Origin of the sequence: uncultured Amnibacterium sp., from assembly GCF_964250715.1 — a bacterium.
Lineage (GTDB): Bacteria > Actinomycetota > Actinomycetes > Actinomycetales > Microbacteriaceae > Amnibacterium.
In genome coordinates, this window is record NZ_CAXUGX010000002.1 from 52,841 (window position 1) to 69,849 (window position 17,009).

General features: G+C 72.6%; 15 protein-coding genes. 11 read left to right on the top strand and 4 right to left on the bottom strand.

The window, feature by feature from the left end; all coding sequences use genetic code 11:
* Positions 1-212: 212 nt before the first annotated feature.
* Positions 213-425, bottom strand: a complete 213-nt coding sequence (locus ACFE7H_RS03155) for an acyl-CoA carboxylase subunit epsilon (protein ID WP_375399759.1) — start codon at positions 423-425, stop codon at positions 213-215.
* The gene (locus tag ACFE7H_RS03160; RefSeq protein ID WP_375399760.1) at positions 422-2,026 is read right to left on the bottom strand and encodes an acyl-CoA carboxylase subunit beta; all 1,605 of its coding nucleotides are present in this window, start codon (positions 2,024-2,026) and stop codon (positions 422-424) included. Before ACFE7H_RS03160 ends, ACFE7H_RS03155 begins: the two co-directional genes overlap by 4 nt.
* A gap of 103 nt (positions 2,027-2,129) precedes the next feature.
* Here ACFE7H_RS03160 and ACFE7H_RS03165 point away from each other — a divergent pair, with 103 nt between their 5' ends.
* Together ACFE7H_RS03165 and ACFE7H_RS03170 are read left to right on the top strand one after the other, a co-directional pair.
* On the top strand, positions 2,130-2,924 hold the full coding sequence (locus ACFE7H_RS03165; protein ID WP_375399761.1) for a biotin--[acetyl-CoA-carboxylase] ligase: 795 nt from the start codon (positions 2,130-2,132) through the stop codon (positions 2,922-2,924).
* A gap of 249 nt (positions 2,925-3,173) precedes the next feature.
* A complete protein-coding gene (locus ACFE7H_RS03170; protein ID WP_375399762.1) occupies positions 3,174-3,647 on the top strand; it encodes a PH domain-containing protein in 474 nt (157 codons plus the stop codon).
* A 58-nt stretch (positions 3,648-3,705) separates the two neighbouring features.
* Here the strand turns inward: ACFE7H_RS03170 and ACFE7H_RS03175 are convergent, their stop codons facing one another.
* Complete coding sequence (locus tag ACFE7H_RS03175; RefSeq protein WP_375399763.1) at positions 3,706-4,209, bottom strand: GtrA family protein; 504 nt, start codon at positions 4,207-4,209, stop codon at positions 3,706-3,708.
* 101 nt (positions 4,210-4,310) lie between these two features.
* Here ACFE7H_RS03175 and ACFE7H_RS03180 point away from each other — a divergent pair, with 101 nt between their 5' ends.
* The 4 genes from ACFE7H_RS03180 (at position 4,311) to ACFE7H_RS03195 (ending at position 8,797) form a co-directional block, all read left to right on the top strand.
* Positions 4,311-5,441, top strand: coding sequence for a 5-(carboxyamino)imidazole ribonucleotide synthase (locus ACFE7H_RS03180; protein WP_375399937.1), 1,131 nt, complete (start codon positions 4,311-4,313; stop codon positions 5,439-5,441).
* A 155-nt stretch (positions 5,442-5,596) separates the two neighbouring features.
* A complete protein-coding gene (purE, locus tag ACFE7H_RS03185; RefSeq protein ID WP_375399938.1) occupies positions 5,597-6,067 on the top strand; it encodes a 5-(carboxyamino)imidazole ribonucleotide mutase in 471 nt (156 codons plus the stop codon).
* A 26-nt stretch (positions 6,068-6,093) separates the two neighbouring features.
* On the top strand, positions 6,094-7,476 hold the full coding sequence (locus ACFE7H_RS03190) for an LCP family protein (protein WP_375399764.1): 1,383 nt from the start codon (positions 6,094-6,096) through the stop codon (positions 7,474-7,476).
* A 178-nt stretch (positions 7,477-7,654) separates the two neighbouring features.
* Positions 7,655-8,797, top strand: coding sequence for a hypothetical protein (locus tag ACFE7H_RS03195; protein WP_375399765.1), 1,143 nt, complete (start codon positions 7,655-7,657; stop codon positions 8,795-8,797).
* A gap of 21 nt (positions 8,798-8,818) precedes the next feature.
* Here the strand turns inward: ACFE7H_RS03195 and ACFE7H_RS03200 are convergent, their stop codons facing one another.
* Positions 8,819-10,918, bottom strand: coding sequence for a DUF6541 family protein (locus ACFE7H_RS03200; protein WP_375399766.1), 2,100 nt, complete (start codon positions 10,916-10,918; stop codon positions 8,819-8,821).
* A gap of 117 nt (positions 10,919-11,035) precedes the next feature.
* Here ACFE7H_RS03200 and ACFE7H_RS03205 point away from each other — a divergent pair, with 117 nt between their 5' ends.
* The 5 genes from ACFE7H_RS03205 (at position 11,036) to glf (ending at position 16,985) form a co-directional block, all read left to right on the top strand.
* Positions 11,036-11,608: a hypothetical protein gene (locus ACFE7H_RS03205; RefSeq protein WP_375399767.1), complete on the top strand. Its 573-nt coding sequence runs from the start codon at positions 11,036-11,038 to the stop codon at positions 11,606-11,608.
* The gene (locus ACFE7H_RS03210) at positions 11,605-13,593 is read left to right on the top strand and encodes an LGFP repeat-containing protein (protein WP_375399768.1); all 1,989 of its coding nucleotides are present in this window, start codon (positions 11,605-11,607) and stop codon (positions 13,591-13,593) included. The genes ACFE7H_RS03205 and ACFE7H_RS03210 overlap by 4 nt, the downstream gene beginning before the upstream one ends.
* Positions 13,594-13,754: 161 nt before the next feature.
* A complete protein-coding gene (locus ACFE7H_RS03215; protein ID WP_375399769.1) occupies positions 13,755-14,753 on the top strand; it encodes a glycosyltransferase family 2 protein in 999 nt (332 codons plus the stop codon).
* Positions 14,754-14,764: 11 nt separating this feature from the next.
* Positions 14,765-15,607 carry a glycosyltransferase gene (locus ACFE7H_RS03220; RefSeq protein WP_375399770.1) on the top strand — a complete coding sequence of 281 codons (843 nt, stop codon included), beginning with the start codon at positions 14,765-14,767 and terminating at the stop codon, positions 15,605-15,607.
* Positions 15,608-15,824: 217 nt separating this feature from the next.
* Positions 15,825-16,985: a UDP-galactopyranose mutase gene (gene glf / locus ACFE7H_RS03225; protein ID WP_375399771.1), complete on the top strand. Its 1,161-nt coding sequence runs from the start codon at positions 15,825-15,827 to the stop codon at positions 16,983-16,985.
* The last annotated feature ends 24 nt before the right edge of the window (positions 16,986-17,009 follow it).

The window sequence follows — 17,009 nt, forward strand, 5'->3', positions numbered from 1 at the left end:
CCGGGCTGGTGGGTCACCCGAAGACCCTCGCCAACCCGCCCCCGGATATGCAGCCACGTCCCCACGTGAACTGCGTCCGGACGCGACGTGCAGTGCATCGATCGCGCGATTTCATTCTGCGCGAAGCGGAGGCGAGCCGCAGTAGGTCGAAGAGCGGACAATCGGGGTACGTTTCGGGGTACATTTTGCCCGATCCAAGGGGTCGTCCCCCGTCAGGTAGTCAGATCGGTCCAGTTGCCGTCGCGGGGGCGCGGATCGCGAAGCACATCGGTGCGGCGATTCCAGGTCGGCGGGCGGGGCGCAGGCGACATGCGCCGGTTCGATGCGGCACGCTCGAGCGCGAGTGTGGCGAACACGGCGGCGACCGCCGCCAACTCGTCGTCGGTCGGCGACCCGCCGAACACCTGCGGCAGGTCGGCGGTCACAGCGGGATGTTCCCGTGCTTCTTGGGCGGCAGGCTGGAGCGCTTGGAGCGCAGTGCACGCAGCGCCTTGATCACCGTGGTTCGGGTGGCGGCCGGCTCGATGACACCGTCCAGCTCGCCACGCTCGGCGGCCAGGAAGGGGCTTGCGACGTTGTAGGTGTACTCGTTCGCGAGCCGAGTGCGCACCGCGTCCACGTCTTCGCCGGCCGCTTCCGCCCGCCGGATCTCGCCGCGGTACAGGATGCCGACCGCGCCCTGGCCGCCCATCACGGCGATCTCCGCGGTGGGCCACGCGTAGTTCAGGTCGGCGCCCAACTGCTTGGAGCCCATCACGATGTACGCGCCGCCGTACGCCTTGCGGGTGATCACGGTGACGAGCGGCACGGTCGCCTCGGCGTAGGCGTACAGCAGCTTGGCGCCACGGCGGATCACGCCTGTCCACTCCTGATCCGTGCCCGGCAGGTAGCCCGGCACGTCGACCAGGGTGAGGATCGGGATCGAGAACGCGTCGCAGAAGCGCACGAACCGCGCCGCCTTCTCACCCGCGTCGATGTTCAGCGTGCCGGCCATCGCGTTCGGCTGGTTCGCGACGATGCCGACCGTGCGGCCCTCGACCCGACCGAAGCCGACCACGATGTTCGGCGAGTACAGCGGCTGGGTCTCCAGGAACTGGCCGTCGTCCACGAGCGTCTCGATCAGGGCGTGCACGTCGTAGGGCTGGTTGGCGCTGTCCGGGATCAGGGTGTTCAGGGTGCGGTCGGCGTCGGTCGTCTCGAGCGGAGCGGTGGAGGCGTAGACCGGCGGGTCCGCCAGGTTGTTGTCGGGCAGGTACGACAGCAGCGTGCGCGCGTAGTCGAGCGCGTCGTCCTCGTCGCTGGCCAGATAGTGCGCGACGCCGCTGCGGGTGTTGTGGGTCAGCGCGCCGCCCAGCTCCTCCATCCCCACGTCCTCGCCGGTGACGGTCTTGATCACGTCGGGTCCGGTGACGAACATCTGGCTGGTCTTGTCGACCATGATCACGAAGTCGGTCAGGGCGGGGGAGTAGACCGCGCCGCCGGCGGCGGGGCCCATGACGATGGAGATCTGGGGGATCACGCCGGAGGCGGCGGTGTTGCGGCGGAAGATCTCGCCGTACTTGCCGAGCGCGACCACGCCCTCCTGGATGCGCGCGCCGCCGGAGTCGAGGATGCCGATGATCGGCACGCCCGTCTTCAGGGCGTGGTCCATCACCTTCAGGATCTTCTCGCCGGCCACCTCGCCCAGGGAGCCGCCGAAGATCGTGAAGTCCTGGGCGTAGACCGCCACCTGGCGCTGGTGGATGGTGCCGAGGCCGGTGACCACCGCGTCGCCGTACGGACGGGTGCGCTCCATGCCGAACGCGTGCGTGCGGTGGCGGACGAATTCGTCCAGCTCTACGAAGGTGCCGTGGTCGAGCAGCTGCTCGATACGTTCGCGGGCGGTCTTCTTGCCCTTGGCGTGCTGCTTCTCGATGGCGGCTTCGCCGCTGGCGGTCACCGCCTCGTGATAGCGCTCGCGCAGGTCGATGATCCTGCCGGCCGTCGTCGTGAGCGGATCGCCCGCGGCCTCGCCGATGTCGGTCACGGTCGCCGAGCCTAGCGGCCGGGCCGAAGCGGACCTCCGGTGGGGCGGGCGCGGCCGTGTCTCCCTCCGGCCGGAGAACGCGGGGCGCTCGTACACTCGCGTCGTGGACCTGCCCCGCACCGCCGCGGTCGCGACACGGGTGCGCTGGCTGGACCACGCCGACTCGACGAACTCGGTGCTGGCCGCGCTCGCGTCGGGCACGCAGCCGTGGCCGCACGGCTCGGTCGTGGTGACGGACGACCAGACCGCCGGCCGCGGTCGCCTGGGGCGGGTGTGGACGGCGCCGCCCGGCGGCTCGCTGGCGATCTCCGTGCTGCTTCGGCCCGACTTCCCCCGGGCGGCCTGGGGGTGGCTGCCGCTGCTGACCGGCGTCGCGATGGCCGACTCGGTGCGGGCGGCCGGCGTCGATGCCGTCGTCAAATGGCCGAACGACGTGCTGGTCGGTGAGCGCAAGGTGTGCGGTGTGCTGGCCGAGGCGCTGCCGGACGGCTCGGGCGCGGTGATCGGCGCCGGGCTGAACCACGCGCTGACGGCGCAGCAGTTGCCGGTGCCGACCGCGACCTCGCTGGCCGTGCTGGGCGTGGCCGCCGACGTGGACGAGCTTGTGGCGGGCTTCGTCGGCACCCTGCTGGCACTGGTGGACGACCTGCAGGCCTTCAGCGGCGACGCGCAGGCGAGCGGCGCGCGGGCGAGCGTCGTCGCACACTGCGGCACGCTCGGCCGCCGGGTGCGAGTCGGCCTGCCGGACGGCCGGGTCATCGTCGGGACCGCTGTCGGCTTGGAGCCGGACGGCCGCCTGATCATCGCCCGCGACGGTGCAGGACCCGAGGATGCGCCCCGCGATGCGAAACCCCTGTCGGTCTCCGCCGGCGACGTGGAGCACCTGCGGTATGAATAGGGCCTGCGGTATGCAGACGGTGCGGCGAGTGGGGGCACGCGGATGATCGGGGCACCTCAGCATCCACCGACAGATCGGCGCTCCCGAGCGGTGCAGCGCTCGCCGACGCAGGGTTCGTCGACAGAACGGTCATCGACAGAGCGCTCATCCACGCAGCGCTCATCCACAGAGCGCTCACGGACGGACGACCGCCCGCGCACCGAGCAGCTGCCCTCCGCGCCAGCGCGGGACGCCACCGAGCAGGTGCTGGTGCGACTGCGTCGCTCCGGCCGCCGGCTGGTGTGGCCGTCGCTGCTGTTCATCGCGATCTGCGGTGCGACCGGCTACTTCTGGCAACGCCTGCCGGCACCGTGGATGAACACGGCGCTGCCGATCGTCGCGGCAGCGCTGGTCGTGCTGCTCTGCTTCATGCCGCTGATCACCTGGGCGAACCGGGTGACGCTCATCACCACGCGGCGGCTGATCGTCAAGCAGGGCTTCGTGGTGCGCCAGCGCACCGAGTTCGTGCTCGGCCACGGTGCCCAGGTGACGGTGCGGCGCAACGCCCTGCAGCTCCTCGCGGGTGGCGGCGACGTGATCGTGCACGCGGGCGCCGCCGGGACGATGATCCTGCGCGACGTACCTCGCCCCAAACTGGTGCGCCGCGCCGTCTCGGACCTGATCGGCTCCGCGGTCGGCACCGCCTCGATGCGGCCGACGACGCGTCGCCCCTTCGTCAACTGACGCGACGCGCTGCCGCGACGGTGCCACCGAGTCGCGCGGTACCTGTGGCCTCGCGCTGCTACTCCGGTAGCGCCGCCGTGCCCGGAGCGACCTGGCCGGGCGCGGGCCGGGCGATCCGGTTTCGGCGGCTGGGCGCGTACACCCAGTGGCGGTAGAGCGCGAAGCGCAGGATCGAGCCGAGCAGCAGGCCGACGACGTTCGAGGAGAGGTTGTCGGCCAGCGTGCTCGTGTAGCCCAGCAGGTAGTGCGACACCCACAGGCAGCCGACCGCCACGACCAGGCCCAGCAGGCTGACCGCCAGGAACTCCAGCGCCTCCGCGCCGCTGCGGGTGCTGCGATGCGGGCCGAAGGTCCAGTAGCGGTTGCCCAGCCAGTTCGCCGCGATCGCCGCCAGGGTGGAGATGACCTTCGCGATCAGCGGCCCCTCGTGCAGCCGCTCCGGCGCCAGCACCGTCACCCGCAGCGTCGTGAACAGCGTGACGTCCACCACGAAGCCGACCCCGCCGACCAGTGCGAACTTCACCAGCTGCCGCACGAGTGCGGAGGAGGTGACGGTGCGCATACGCTCTCTTCGTCGCTGCAGGCCGGCTCGACTGGACCGGCGATGGCCCTGACTGCCGGGCACTTGCGGCAGTGTACGTGCGGGCTCGGAGGGTGGAGGCGCTGCACATGCGGGTCGGAGTGATCGGCGGCGGCCAGCTCGCTCGCATGCTGGTACCGGCGGCCATCGAACTGGGCGTCGAGATCGAGGTGCTCGGCGAGGCCCCGGGAGCCGCGGCGGCGATCGCCGTCACGAGCATCGGCGCCGCGGATGACGCGCAGGCCGTGCTGGCGTTCGCCCGCGACAAGGATGTCGTCACCTTCGATCACGAGCATGTGCCGCAGGCGGCGCTGCAGCAGCTCGTCGCGTCGGGTGTCGCGGTGCGCCCCGGCCCGCAGGCGCTCGCGGTCGCGCAGGACAAGCTGCTGCTGCGCGAGCGGATGGCGGCGCTGCGCCTGCCGCAGCCGGTCTGGGCGCGCGTCGACTCGGCCGACGACCTGACAGCCTTCATCGCCGCGGTCGGCGGTCGCGCCGTGGTGAAGACGCCGCGGGGCGGCTACGACGGCCACGGTGTGCGGGTCGTCACAGCGGCCGCGGACGTCGCCGACTGGCTGGGCGCCGCTCCGCTGCTCGCCGAGGAGCTCGTGCCGTTCCGCCGCGAGCTGGCCCAGCAGGTCGCCCGCCGCCCGTCCGGCGGGACGGCCCTGAACCCGCTGGTCGAGACGGTGCAGCGCGACGGGGTGTGCGCGGAGGTGATCGCGCCGGCACCCCGATCGGCGGGCCGGGTAGCCGATGCCGCCGCCGATATCGCCGTCACGATCGCCGCGGCGCTCGAGGTCACCGGGATGCTGGCGGTCGAGCTGTTCGAGACCGACGACGAGCGGCTGCTGATCAACGAGCTGGCTATGCGGCCCCACAACTCCGGCCACTGGAGCATGGACGGCGCCGTCACCGGCCAGTTCGAGCAGCACCTGCGGGCCGTGCTCGACCTGCCGCTCGGCTCCACAGCCCCCCGCGACGACTGGAGCGTCATGGTCAACCTGCTGGGCGGCCCCGCCGACGGCGACCTGGACGCCCGGGTCCCGGGCATGCTGGCCCAGCATCCGACGGTCAAGCTGCACCGATACGGCAAGCAGCCGCGCCCCGGGCGCAAGATCGGGCACGTGACCGCGAGTGCGACGGAGCTGGACGAGGCCGTGTTCCAGGCGCGCGCGGCGGCCGCGTTCTTCTCGGATCCGCCCGTACAGTCGTGAGCGTGGCAGGCGCACACGAGGCGGAGGGCACCTCGCCCCCCGGTGCAGCGAGCGCCGCCCCGACTGCCGACGCCTCGGGCGCCGACGCCTCGCCCGACGGGACGGCGTCGCTCGATGCAGCGCCGGCTGAGACAGCGCCGCTCGTCGGCGTCGTCATGGGCAGCGACTCCGACTGGACGGTGATGAAGGCCGCGGCCTCGATGCTGCGCCAGTTCGGCACGCCCTTCGAGGCCCGGGTCGTCTCCGCTCACCGCACCCCGCGGGCGATGCTCGACTACGCCGCCCATGCGGAGGGGCGCGGCCTGCGGGTGATCATCGCGGGCGCGGGCGGCGCCGCGCACCTGCCCGGCATGCTCGCCGCCGCCACGACCCTGCCCGTGATCGGCGTGCCCGTGCCGCTCGCGCGGCTGGACGGCCTGGACTCGCTGCTCTCCATCGTGCAGATGCCCACCGGGGTGCCGGTGGCGACCGTGTCGATCGGGGGCGCGGCGAACGCCGCCCTGCTGGCCCTGCGCATCCTCGGTATCGCCGACCCGGACCTGACCGCCGCGCTGGCCGAGTACGCCGCGGACCTGGAGCGCCAGGTGGCGGCGAAGGACGCGGCCCTCGCCGCAGAACAGGGCTGAGCAGCCGTGGCAGGGCCGAGGAGACCGTGACCGCCATCGCCGCGGGCGGCGCCCGTGCAGCGCGCCCCGCCGGTGCCGACCTCCGCCGCCCCGACCTGCGCGACGCGGCATTCATGACCCATCGGGCATGGTGGCTGGTCGGCCTGCACCTGCTCGTGCCGGGCGGCGCCCAGGTGGTCGCGGGCAGCCGGCGCTTGGGCCGGTTCGCGCTGGCGGTGTGGCTGCTGCTGTGGCTCGCCGCCGCAGTCGCCGTCGTGCTCTGGTTCGTGCTGCCCGGCCTGCTGCTGACCCTGCCGACCACCGGCCCGGGACTCACCGTGCTGCAGGTGCTGCTCGCGGCCTGGGCGATCTTCTGGCTGGTGCTGACGCTCGACACGCTTCGGCTGGCCCGCGTGGTGCGCCTGCGGCCGGCGGCCCGCCCGGCGGTCACCGTGGTGCTGGCCCTCGCGCTGGTGATCGGCAGCGGCGGCACCGCCTGGGGCGCCTACCTGGCGGGCGTCGCCCGCGGCACGATCGGGCACGTGTTCGGCGGCACCCGCTACGCGCTGCCGGCCGGCGGACGCTACAACGTGCTGCTGCTCGGCGGCGACGCCGGTGCGGGGCGCCTGGGCCTGCGACCCGACAGCATCTCGGTCGTCAGCGTCGACGCGATCACCGGCGCCACCACGATGATCGGCCTGCCGCGCGACCTGGACGAGATCCCCTTCGCCAAGGGCTCCCCGATGCGCACCCTCTACCCGCAGGGCTACGGCACCGACAACCACTGCGACGTGGACGTCTGCATGCTCAATTCCATCTACACCGAGGCGGAGCTGTACAAGCGGTCGCTGTATCCGCACGCCGCCGCGGCGCATTCCTCACCCGGCATCGAGGCGACCCGGGAGGCGGTGGAGGGGGCGCTCGGCATCCACATCCAGTACTACCTGCTGGTCGACATGGGCGCGATGGAGCACCTGATCGACGCCCTCGGCGGCGTCACGGTGCACGTGCGGCAGCGCCTGCCGATTGGCGGCGGCGTGACGGCGAACGGCACCCTCACCGGCGTGCATGCCTGGATCGAGAAGGGCACGCACCACCTGAACGGCAACCGGGCGCTCTGGTACGCACGCAGCCGGCACTCCACCAGCGACTACGACCGCATGCGCCGCCAGCGTGAGCTGGAGACCGCCCTGCTGAAACAGGCCAGTCCGGCCACGGTGCTGCTCAAGTTCGAGGCGATCACGAAGGCCGGCTCCGCGGCGGTCAAGACGGACATCCCTCAGGGTCTGCTGGGGGAGTTCACCGGCCTGGCGGTCAAGGCGCGGTCGGCGAAGATCCACACGCTGGAACTGACGCCGCCCACCGTGCCGCACCCGTCCCACCCGGACTACGCCGCAATCCACCGCCTGGTGAAGACCGCCCTGCGCTGACTGCGGCACTGATTGCAGCACTGAGTCCGGGCTCCGCAGCAGCCGAGGAATTCGGGTGATCCCGAGGATTGCGGCTGCTTCCGCGGCGTGTCGCGCCTGCAGACCTCGACATCACCTGAATTCCTCGGCGCGGCGGCGCCGCCGAAGCGGCCCGTCGGCGACGGACTACGCTGCACCCGTGCTTCCCGAGGTCCTGTGGCGCCCCCGCGCCCGGGCGTTCGACGCCGACCGCCGCACCCGCACCGACGTGCTGTTCGTCGCCCTGTTCGCCGTACTCATCACCGTGCACGCGACCGTGTTCTTCGCGACGCTGGTCATCGCCCCCGTGACCGCGGAGGAGCAGCAGAGCCTGACCCTGCTGCACCTTCCCGTCGAGGTGGCCCGCGCCCTGACCCTGCCGTTCACGGCGCTGCTGCTCGTGTCGCTGTACGTGCTCGGGGCCCGCATCGCCGGCCGCTGGGCCGGGATGGCGGCGGTGTTCGCGGTCCTGGCGCTGAACCTGCGGGCCGACCAGCCGCTCACGGTCATCTACGGCCCGTCGGTCGCGACCGGTGGCTGGATCGCCGCCGCGCTGCTGGCCGCGGCGCTGGTGCTCGTGCCGCGGCACCGGGCGGCCGCCGCCGCGGTGCTCGGCGCCGCCACACTCGCCGACGGCCTGATCGTGCTGGCGCTGCCCGCCTTCCTGATCGCCCTCGCACTCTTTCCGGCCCCCCGGGGCCTAGCCCGGCGTGCCCGGCTGACCGACATCGCGACGACCACCGGCGTCTTCCTCGTCCCGGCAGTGCTCGGGCAGCTGCTGTGGCTGGTCGACCTGGGACCCGCCGGCTACGCGGACCGGGCGCAACTGCTGCTGGCCGAATTCACTCCGCATCCGCTCGTGGGCTGGCTGCAGCAGCAGGCGATCACCTTCTCCGCGTGGCACCTGCCGCTGGCGGTCACCGTCGGCCTCGTCGTCTTCCTGTTCCTGGCCGCCGGCACCGGGGTGGTGCGCTACTTCGCCGTGCCGCGTCCGGAGGAGCACGGGGCGCCCCTGACGGTGATCGCTCGCCGACTGCCCGTGGAGCTCTGGGCGGCCGGCCTGACGCTCCTGCTCTTCTCGATCTGGTGGGCGTTCTCCGGCGACCTGGCCGTCGTCGGACCGAACCTGCCGGTGCTGGTCGCGGTGGTCCCGCTGATCACCGCCCTGGCCTACCGCGGCGCCAAATGGCTGCTGACCGTGAACCGGTTCTGGGCCTTCGCGGCCGTCGTCTACCTGATCGGCCTGGTGGGCGCCCGCAGCGTGCAGGCGGTGCTGACCCTGGTGCAGGCCTTCCAGCGCTGACGCGCGGCCCGGATGCTCCGCTCAGGTGCCCGGCGGCCAGCAGGCCGTGAGGCGGTAGAGGGCGGAGGAGCCGACCGAGGCGACCTTCAGCACGCCCTTGCCCTTGACGGCTTTGTCGATGCCCTTGAACGCCTTCGCCTCCTTCGATCCGCCGTACAGCTTCTGCTTGTCGGAGACCACCCAGTGCAGGTCGAGCTTGCGGACGGCCGTGCACACCTTCGGGTTGGTCTTGTAGGCGTTCAGGTGTTTGGCGATGGTCGCGCGCGACTTGCCCCAGTAGCCGCCGAGGTGGGGGAACAGGGTCTGCCTGCCGCCGAGCGCCCAGGCCAGCGCAGAGCCGTTCCACGGGTCGTCGATGATCACCTGGCCGGCCGGCACGTAGCGGCCGACCGACTGCAGCAGCGCGGTCTGGTCGGCGTCGATCAGCAGGTCGTTCTTGTCGCTGGTCGGCAGCGAGAAGACCTGGCCGATGGCCGCCCGCATGTCGCCCATCGGCCCGCCGGCCCACGCGCTGACCGCCACGAGCACGGTCAGGGCGGCACCGACCGCGATCAGGGTTCGTCTGCCGGGCTCGATGCGGCGCAGGCGGGGCCGGCGCACCACCTGCGTCAGCTCGCCGGCGCCGGCGACCACCGCCCACGCGGCCACTGGGACGCCGAGGGTGGGTAGCAGCGCCACGATGCGGAACTTGTCCTTGTCCCACAGTCCGGTCAGCACCTTCGCCAGGTCGCTGTCGCTGCCCGCCGCGCTCGCATACAGCACGACGACGATCAGGTACGCGACCGCAGGCCAGCGCAGGCCCGGGCGCAGCAGCAGGGCGACGAGGCCGAGCAGCACGACGACGGCGAGTAGCAGCGGGATCGGCAGCGGTTCGAGCGATGGAGAGACGAGCGAGGTGGAGAGCAGGCCCTGCAGCAGCGCCTGCCACAGCGGCTCGCGGGCTCGGGCCGGCCCGCCGTTCAGATGATCCGCCACCGGCCGGTTCGCCACGTCGTAGTAGTGGTAGACGAACACGGTGGCAGCCGCTGCGAGCAGCAGCACTCCCACCACGACGGCGAGCACCGTGATCCGTGCTCGCCGCCGCCCCCGTGAGCCTGACGCCGCGGTCGCCCGCACCCGACCGCTGAACCAGGCGACCGTCAGGGGCAGCGCGAGCACCAGCAGCCCCACGATGGAGCGCGGATGCGCGAATCCAGCAGCCACCCCCCAGGCGGCGAGCAGCACCAGGATGCGGAAGCGGGGCGCGGGTCCGTCCGGCCGCCACGGCGCACTGCTGGCCCAGGGCAGCGCGAGCGCGGTGAGGGCCAGGCCCACGGGCAGGGTCGTGTAGGCGAGCCCGTTCGGATAGAGCGTCCCGAAGTCGAGCAGCAGGTACGGGAAGGCGGTGAAGCCGGAGGCGAGCAGCGCCGCCGCTGCCGCGACCGCCGTGCGGTGCGATGCCGTTCCGCCGCGCAGCCCGACCCGGCCGAACAGCGTGGCCGCCAGGAACGCGCAGCCGAGCGACCAGACCGGCCCGGCCGTCGCGATCCACGCGGCGTTCGTCGCGACCGTCACCGGCACACCGGCCGCCAGCGCGGTCGCGGCGACCAGGTCGTGCCAGACCGCCGGGTAGAACGAGAACGTCTTCGTCGGGTGCACCAGCGTGTACAGCTGCAGCGACGAGCCGTTGCCGTCCTGCAGGATCGATTGGGCCGCGTTCAGGTGGAACACCGCGTCGTAGGTCTGGCTGATGCGCTCCGGATGGGGGACGGCCCCGAACGCGAGCACGCCGATGGCGACGCTGGACACCAGCGCGGCGGCGACGACCGGCAGCACGGCCGCCGCCCGCCAGGTGTCTGCGGGGGGCAGGTCGCGCTCGCGCTTCCCGCCGAGCAGTCGCCGCAGGGCGAGCACCAGCACGGCGGCGAGCGCGCCGACCGTGATCGGCGACCACCAGCCGAACCGCACGTGGACGAGGGCGAACAGCACCCCGGACACGCCGAGCACGGCGTAGCCGAGGGGGCCGGCGAGGGCGAGTGCGGTCAGGCCGCGAAGGCGCAGGGCGACGGCGACCGCGAGGCCGGGCAGCAGCACGAGTGCGGCTGCGACGCCGATCGCTCCGGCAGCCGCGATCCAGCTCATGACGGCCTCACCGTACACGCGCCCCACCGCTCGGCCCCCGCTCTGGGGGACGTGGCGAACCCGGACACACCGGGGGCGGGGCCGGCCGCCTCGTGGGTCCCACCTACCATCTCGGAGGTGGGGGAACACGTGTGGACATCGCTTCGCCGTCCCGTCGCTGTGGCACTGCTCGGGGGAGCGCTGCTGGCGACGGTGGCCGGATGCTCGATCGGGTCGGCGCCGCAGCCGACTCCGGCGCCGACCGGGACGACCGTCGTCGACCCGACGACACCGTCGGACGCGCCGAGCGCGGCGCCGTCCGTATCCGCATCGGCGAGCAGCGCCGTGCCCTCGGATGCGGCGACTCCGGTGTCGAGTGCCTCCTCGACTCCGATCGCGAAGCCGGTTCGTGCCGTGCAGCCGTTCATCACGAGCGCGGACTGGGACGCCGCAGCCGCGACGCTGCAGGTCGGCGCCGTGGTGCCGGGCGTGGTCGAGCAGGGCGGCACCTGTACCGTCACCGCGACGAGCGGCGGCGTGAGCCGCACCGTGACCGCGCAGGCGAGCGCCACCGCCCAGGCGACGGGGTGCGAGCCGCTGCGCATCCCGGGTTCGCAGCTGAGTGCCGGGCGCTGGAAGGTCGTGGTCGTTTACGCCTCCGCGCGGTCGGGCGGTACGTCCGCTCCCCGCACGGTCACGGTCACGCTGTGAGCCGCGGTCGTGCACCGCGGCGGAATCGAGCACTGCGTCGCGGTCGCCTGCTGCTCGCTCTGGTCGCCGTCCTCGCCGTGGTAGCGGGGGCCTTCACCGCGCCGACGGCGGCGCAGGCCGACGACGTCGGTGCGATCGCGCAGCGTTTCGACGCGGGCGACATCATCAGCGACGAGGTGATGTTCAACCCCACCACGATGACCGCGGCGCAGATCCAGACGTTCCTGAACGCGATGGCGCCGAACTGCCGCGCCGGCGCCACGTGCCTGAAGTCGTACCAGCAGACGACCACCACCCGTGCTGCGGACCCGATGTGCGCGCAGTACACCGGCGCCGCGAACGAGTCCGCGGCGACGATCATCGCGAGGGTCGGCCTGGCGTGCGGCGTGAATCCGCAGTCGCTGATCGTGACCCTGCAGAAGGAGCAGGGACTGGTCACGAACGCCGCGCCGACCGCCGGGCAGTACCGCATCGCGACCGGCTACGGCTGCCCGGACACCGCGGCCTGCGACAGCACCTACTACGGCTTCTTCAACCAGGTCTACATGGCGGCGTGGGCGTTCAAGCGGTACACCTCGCCGCCCGGGACCAGCGCGTTCTTCAGCTGGTATCCGGTCGGCCGGCCGAGCCACGTGCAGTACAGCCCGAGCGCCTCCTGCGGCTCGAAGGACATCATCATCAAGAACAAGGCGACCGCGAGCCTGTACTACTACACGCCCTACACGCCGAACGCGGGCGCGCTGGCGGCCGGCTTCGGCACCGCACCCTGCGGGGCGTACGGCAACCGCAACTTCTTCCTCTATTTCACCGAGTGGTTCGGCTCCACCCACTATGTGGCGACCGGCGCGATCGGCGACCTCGTGCACGGGCTCAGCGCCGCCGCGCAGAAGGCACTCGGCAGCCCGACCGCCAACCAGGTGGCCGTTGCGGCCGCCGGTGGCGGTCTGTCGCAGACCTTCGTGGGCGGCACCGTCTACTCCTCCGCGGCCGGCACACGACTCGTGACCGGCGCGGTACTGGCCGAGTACCGGCAGCGCGGCGGCCCGGGCGGGGCGCTCGGCTGGCCGGCCGGCGGAGTGGCGACCAGCAAGAGCCACGGCGGCGGCACCGTGCAGGCGTTCCAGTCCGGCAAGGTGTTCTCCTCGAAGGCGGGCGTCTTCTCGGTCACCGGTACGGTCCGCACCAGGTACCACGCCGCCGGCTATCAGGGCGGCGCCCTGGGCTGGCCCACGTCCGACGCCGTGGCGGTCGCGGCGAACGGCGGCGGGGTGACCCAGACGTTCCAGAGCGGCCGCGTGCTGCAGCCCACCGGCGGGGCCGCGCGGCTGGTCACCGGTGTCTTCCTGACCCAGTACCTCGGCCGGAACGGGCCGCTGGGGTCGCTCGGCTGGCCCACGTCGGACGCGACCGCGGTCGGTGCGCACGGCGGCGGCTCCACGCAGGCCTTCCAGGGCGGCGGGCTGTACCGGTCCAAGGCGGGCCAGTTCGCGGTCGTCGGAGCGATCGGCGCCGAGTACGCCCTGCACGGCGGGGTGGCGGGCGGCCTCGGCTGGCCCCTCGGCTCGGCCCGCAGCTCGACCGCGCACGGCGGCGGCTCCGCGCAGCGGTTCGACGGCGGCACCATCTACTGGTCGAGCACCGGCGGCGCGCACCTGGTCAGCGGCGCGGTGCTGACGGAGTACCTGCGGCGCGGCGGACCGGCCGGCCCGCTCAGCTGGCCGACCGCGCGCGGGGTGCACATCGCCGGGCACGGCGGATCGGCCCAGACCTTCCGATCCGGGCAGATCTTCAAGAGCAGTCACGGCACGTTCGCGGTGCGTGGAGCGATCCTGACCGCCTTCCTCGCCGCCGGCGGCCCCGCGGGCCGGCTGGGCTGGCCGACCGGCAGCGCGCACGTCGTGAAGGGAGTCACCGTGCAGGTGTTCAGCCACGGTTCGATCCGCTGGACCGCCGCCCACGGCGCGACGCTGACGACCGCGCGATGAGCGCGCCGCCCGCACCCGTACCGCCCGTGCCCGCACCGGCCACCCGGGGTGGCCCGACAGTGCCGATGCCGGCCACCCGGGGTGGCCCGGAGGCGCCTCGGTATGCTGACGCGGATTTCGCGGTCCCCGAACCTGCCGCGAGCGGATGCGGAGGGCTCACCGTGGCGAGCACCGGCGTGGCGAGCCCCGGTGTGGAGAACGCCGGCGCCGTCTCCGTCTCCGTCATCGCCGTGGTGGTCGCCTACAACCGCCGCGACCTGATGCTGGAGGCGCTCGCCGCGCTGAAGGCGCAGACCGCCTCGCTGACCGCGGTGGTGCTGGTCGACAACCACTCCGACGACGACTCCGCCGACGCCGCCACGCAGTTCTGGCCCGAGATCGACGTGGTGCGCCTGCCGCGCAACACCGGCGGCGCCGGCGGCTTCGCCAGTGGGCTCGCGGTCGCCCTGCTGCGGTACGAGCCGGACTGGATCTGGCTGATGGACGATGACACCGTGCCGCAGCCGACCGCGCTGGAGCGCCTGCTGGCGGCCGCCGACCGCCCCGGCGTCGTGCTCGCCGGCAGCCGCGTGGTGTGGACCGACGGCGCCGACCATCCCATGAACACGCCGCGCACCAAGCCGTTCGCCCGCCGCAGCGAGCTGCACGCCGCCTCGCAGGGGGGCGTGACCGCCGTGCGCTCCTCCTCGTTCGTCTCGATGCTCGTCGCTGCCGACCGGGTGCGCGAGGCCGGCCTGCCCATCGCCGACTACTTCATCTGGAACGACGACTTCGAGTTCTCCACCCGGATGCTGCGCGGCGGCCGCGGGCTCTACGTGCCGAGCAGTGTCGTGGTGCACAAGACCCGCGCACGCGTCAGCACCGACGCCGACCCGGGCGCCCGCTTCTACTACGAGGTGCGCAACAAGGTGTGGCTGATGATGTTCAGCCACGGCCTGAATCCCCTGGAGAAGGTCGTCTACCTCGCCTCCACCGTGCTGCGCTGGGCGCGGACGGTGCGCAAGTCCAAGAACCGCCGCTTCCTGCTGGTACAGCTGCGCCGCGGACTGATCGCAGGCATGGGGGCGCGCCCCAGGCGGAACGCCGACGTGCTCGCGGGGCTCGGCGTCGTGAGCGACGAGGTGGTGCAGGTGGAGGCGCTCCGCCGCAGGAGCGCCTGAGCGCGCCGCACATGCCCTCCCCGTTCTCGCTGCTGCTGCCGGTCTGGGCCGGCGACGACGCCGACCAGTTGGCGCGCAGCTTCGCCTCCGCGGTGACGGAGCAGGTGCTGCGGCCGGACCAGGTCGTGGTGGTGCGCGACGGGCCGGTGGGGGAGGGCTTGCAGGCGGTGCTGGACGCGCTGCCCACCGCCTCGCCCGTGCCCGTGCTGGTGGTGGCCCTGCCGCAGAACGTCGGGCTCGCCCGCGCCCTGACCGCGGGCCTTGCGGCCTGCACCCACGACATCGTCGCCCGGCAGGACGCCGACGACGTGGCGGTGCCGGAGCGGTTCGCCGCGCAGATCCCCGCCGTCGACGCGGGCCTGGACCTGCTCGGCAGCGGCCTGTCGGAGTTCGTCGACGACGAGGACGTACTCGTGGGCCGCCGCGTGCCTCCGCTGACCGAGGAGGCGATCCGGGCGTACGCGCCGTTCCACAGCCCCTTCAACCATCCGACGATCGTCTTCCGGCGTCGCGCCGTGCAGGCCGCGGGTGGCTATCAGGACGTCGGCACCATGGAGGACTACTGGCTGTTCGTGCGGATGCTGCAGGCCGGCGCCCGGGTGGGCAACCTGGCCGAGCCGCTCGTCAAATATCGCATCGGGGCGGGCGCCTACCGTCGTCGCGGCGGCCTGAAGCTGCTGCGCACCGAGCTGCGCCTGCAGGCGCTGATGCACGGCGCGGGCTTCACCTCCGGCAGCCAGTACCTGCGCAACGTCGCCGTGCGGGGCACCTACCGCCTGCTGCCCGAGGCGGTGCGCCGAGTGTCGTACCGCAGCCTGATCCAGCGGGGCTTCCGCCGCGGCCGCACGAGCTGATCCGCCCCGGGCGGCGTGCGCCGGAAGAGGTGCTTGCCCGCGGAACTAGCATGAGCGTCACGACCTGCCGACCGCGCGCTCGTGCGGCGGCGCTGCCCGCGCGACTCAGCGCGGCCCCCACATCCCTTTCCATCATCCCTTTCCGTCCCTCCCTCCCATCCCTTTCCATTCCTCCCTCCCTCCCTCCCATCCATCCCTTCCCCGCCGGAGCGTGCCCGTGACCGACCTGCTGGTAGTGGGATCCGGATTCTTCGGACTCACCGTCGCCGAGCGCATGGCGGAGCAGCACGGACTGCAGGTGACGGTCATCGACCGGCGCCATCACCTGGGCGGCAACGCGTACAGCGAACTCGACCCCGACACTGGCATCGAGGTGCACCGCTACGGCGCCCACCTGTTCCACACCTCCAACGAGCGGGTCTGGGCCTACGTCAACCGCTTCTCCACCTTCACCCGCTATGTGCACCGGGTGTACGCGAACCACCGCGGCGAGGTCTTTCCGCTGCCGATCAACCTCGGCACGATCAACCAGTTCTTCCGCGCCGCGCACTCGCCGGACGCCGCCCGCGCCCTGGTGGCCGCGCAGTCCGCGGAGCTCGGCGACGTGCCGCCGCGCAATCTGGAGGAGAAGGCGATCTCGCTGATCGGCCGCCCGCTCTACGAGGCCTTCGTGCGCGATTACACCGCCAAGCAGTGGCAGACCGACCCCACCCTGCTGCCCGCGGACGTGATCAGCCGGCTGCCGGTGCGCTACTCCTACGACAACCGGTACTTCAACGACACCTACGAGGGCCTGCCGACCGACGGCTACACCGCCCTGCTGACGCGCCTGGCCGAGCATCCCCGCATCCGGCTGCAGCTCGACACCGACTTCTTCGATCCAGGGCCCTTCTCGCGCGAGGCGACCGTCGGCGCCGTCCCGGTGGTCTACACCGGCCCGGTGGACCGCTACTTCGGCTCGAGGCTGGGTGACCTGTCGTGGCGCACGCTGGACTTCACTCGCGAGGTGCTGCCGGTGGGCGATTTCCAGGGCACCCCGGTGATGAACTACGTCGACGCCGACGTGCCGTTCACCCGCATCCACGAGTTCAAGCACTTCCATCCGGAGCGGCCGTCGCCGAAGGACGCCACGGTGATCATGCGGGAGTACTCCCGGTTCGCCGAGACGGGCGACGAGCCGTACTACCCGGTCAACCGGCCGGCGGACCGGGAACGGCTGCTCGGCTACCGCGAGCTGGCGCGCGACGAGCCGGACGTGCACTTCGGCGGCCGGCTCGGCACGTACCAGTACCTGGACATGCATATGGCGATCGCCTCCGCCCTCACCCTGGTCGACAGCGCCCTCGCGCCGGCGCTGCGACCCGCCCTCGCGCCGTGAGCCCGCTGCCCGGATCCGTCCGGC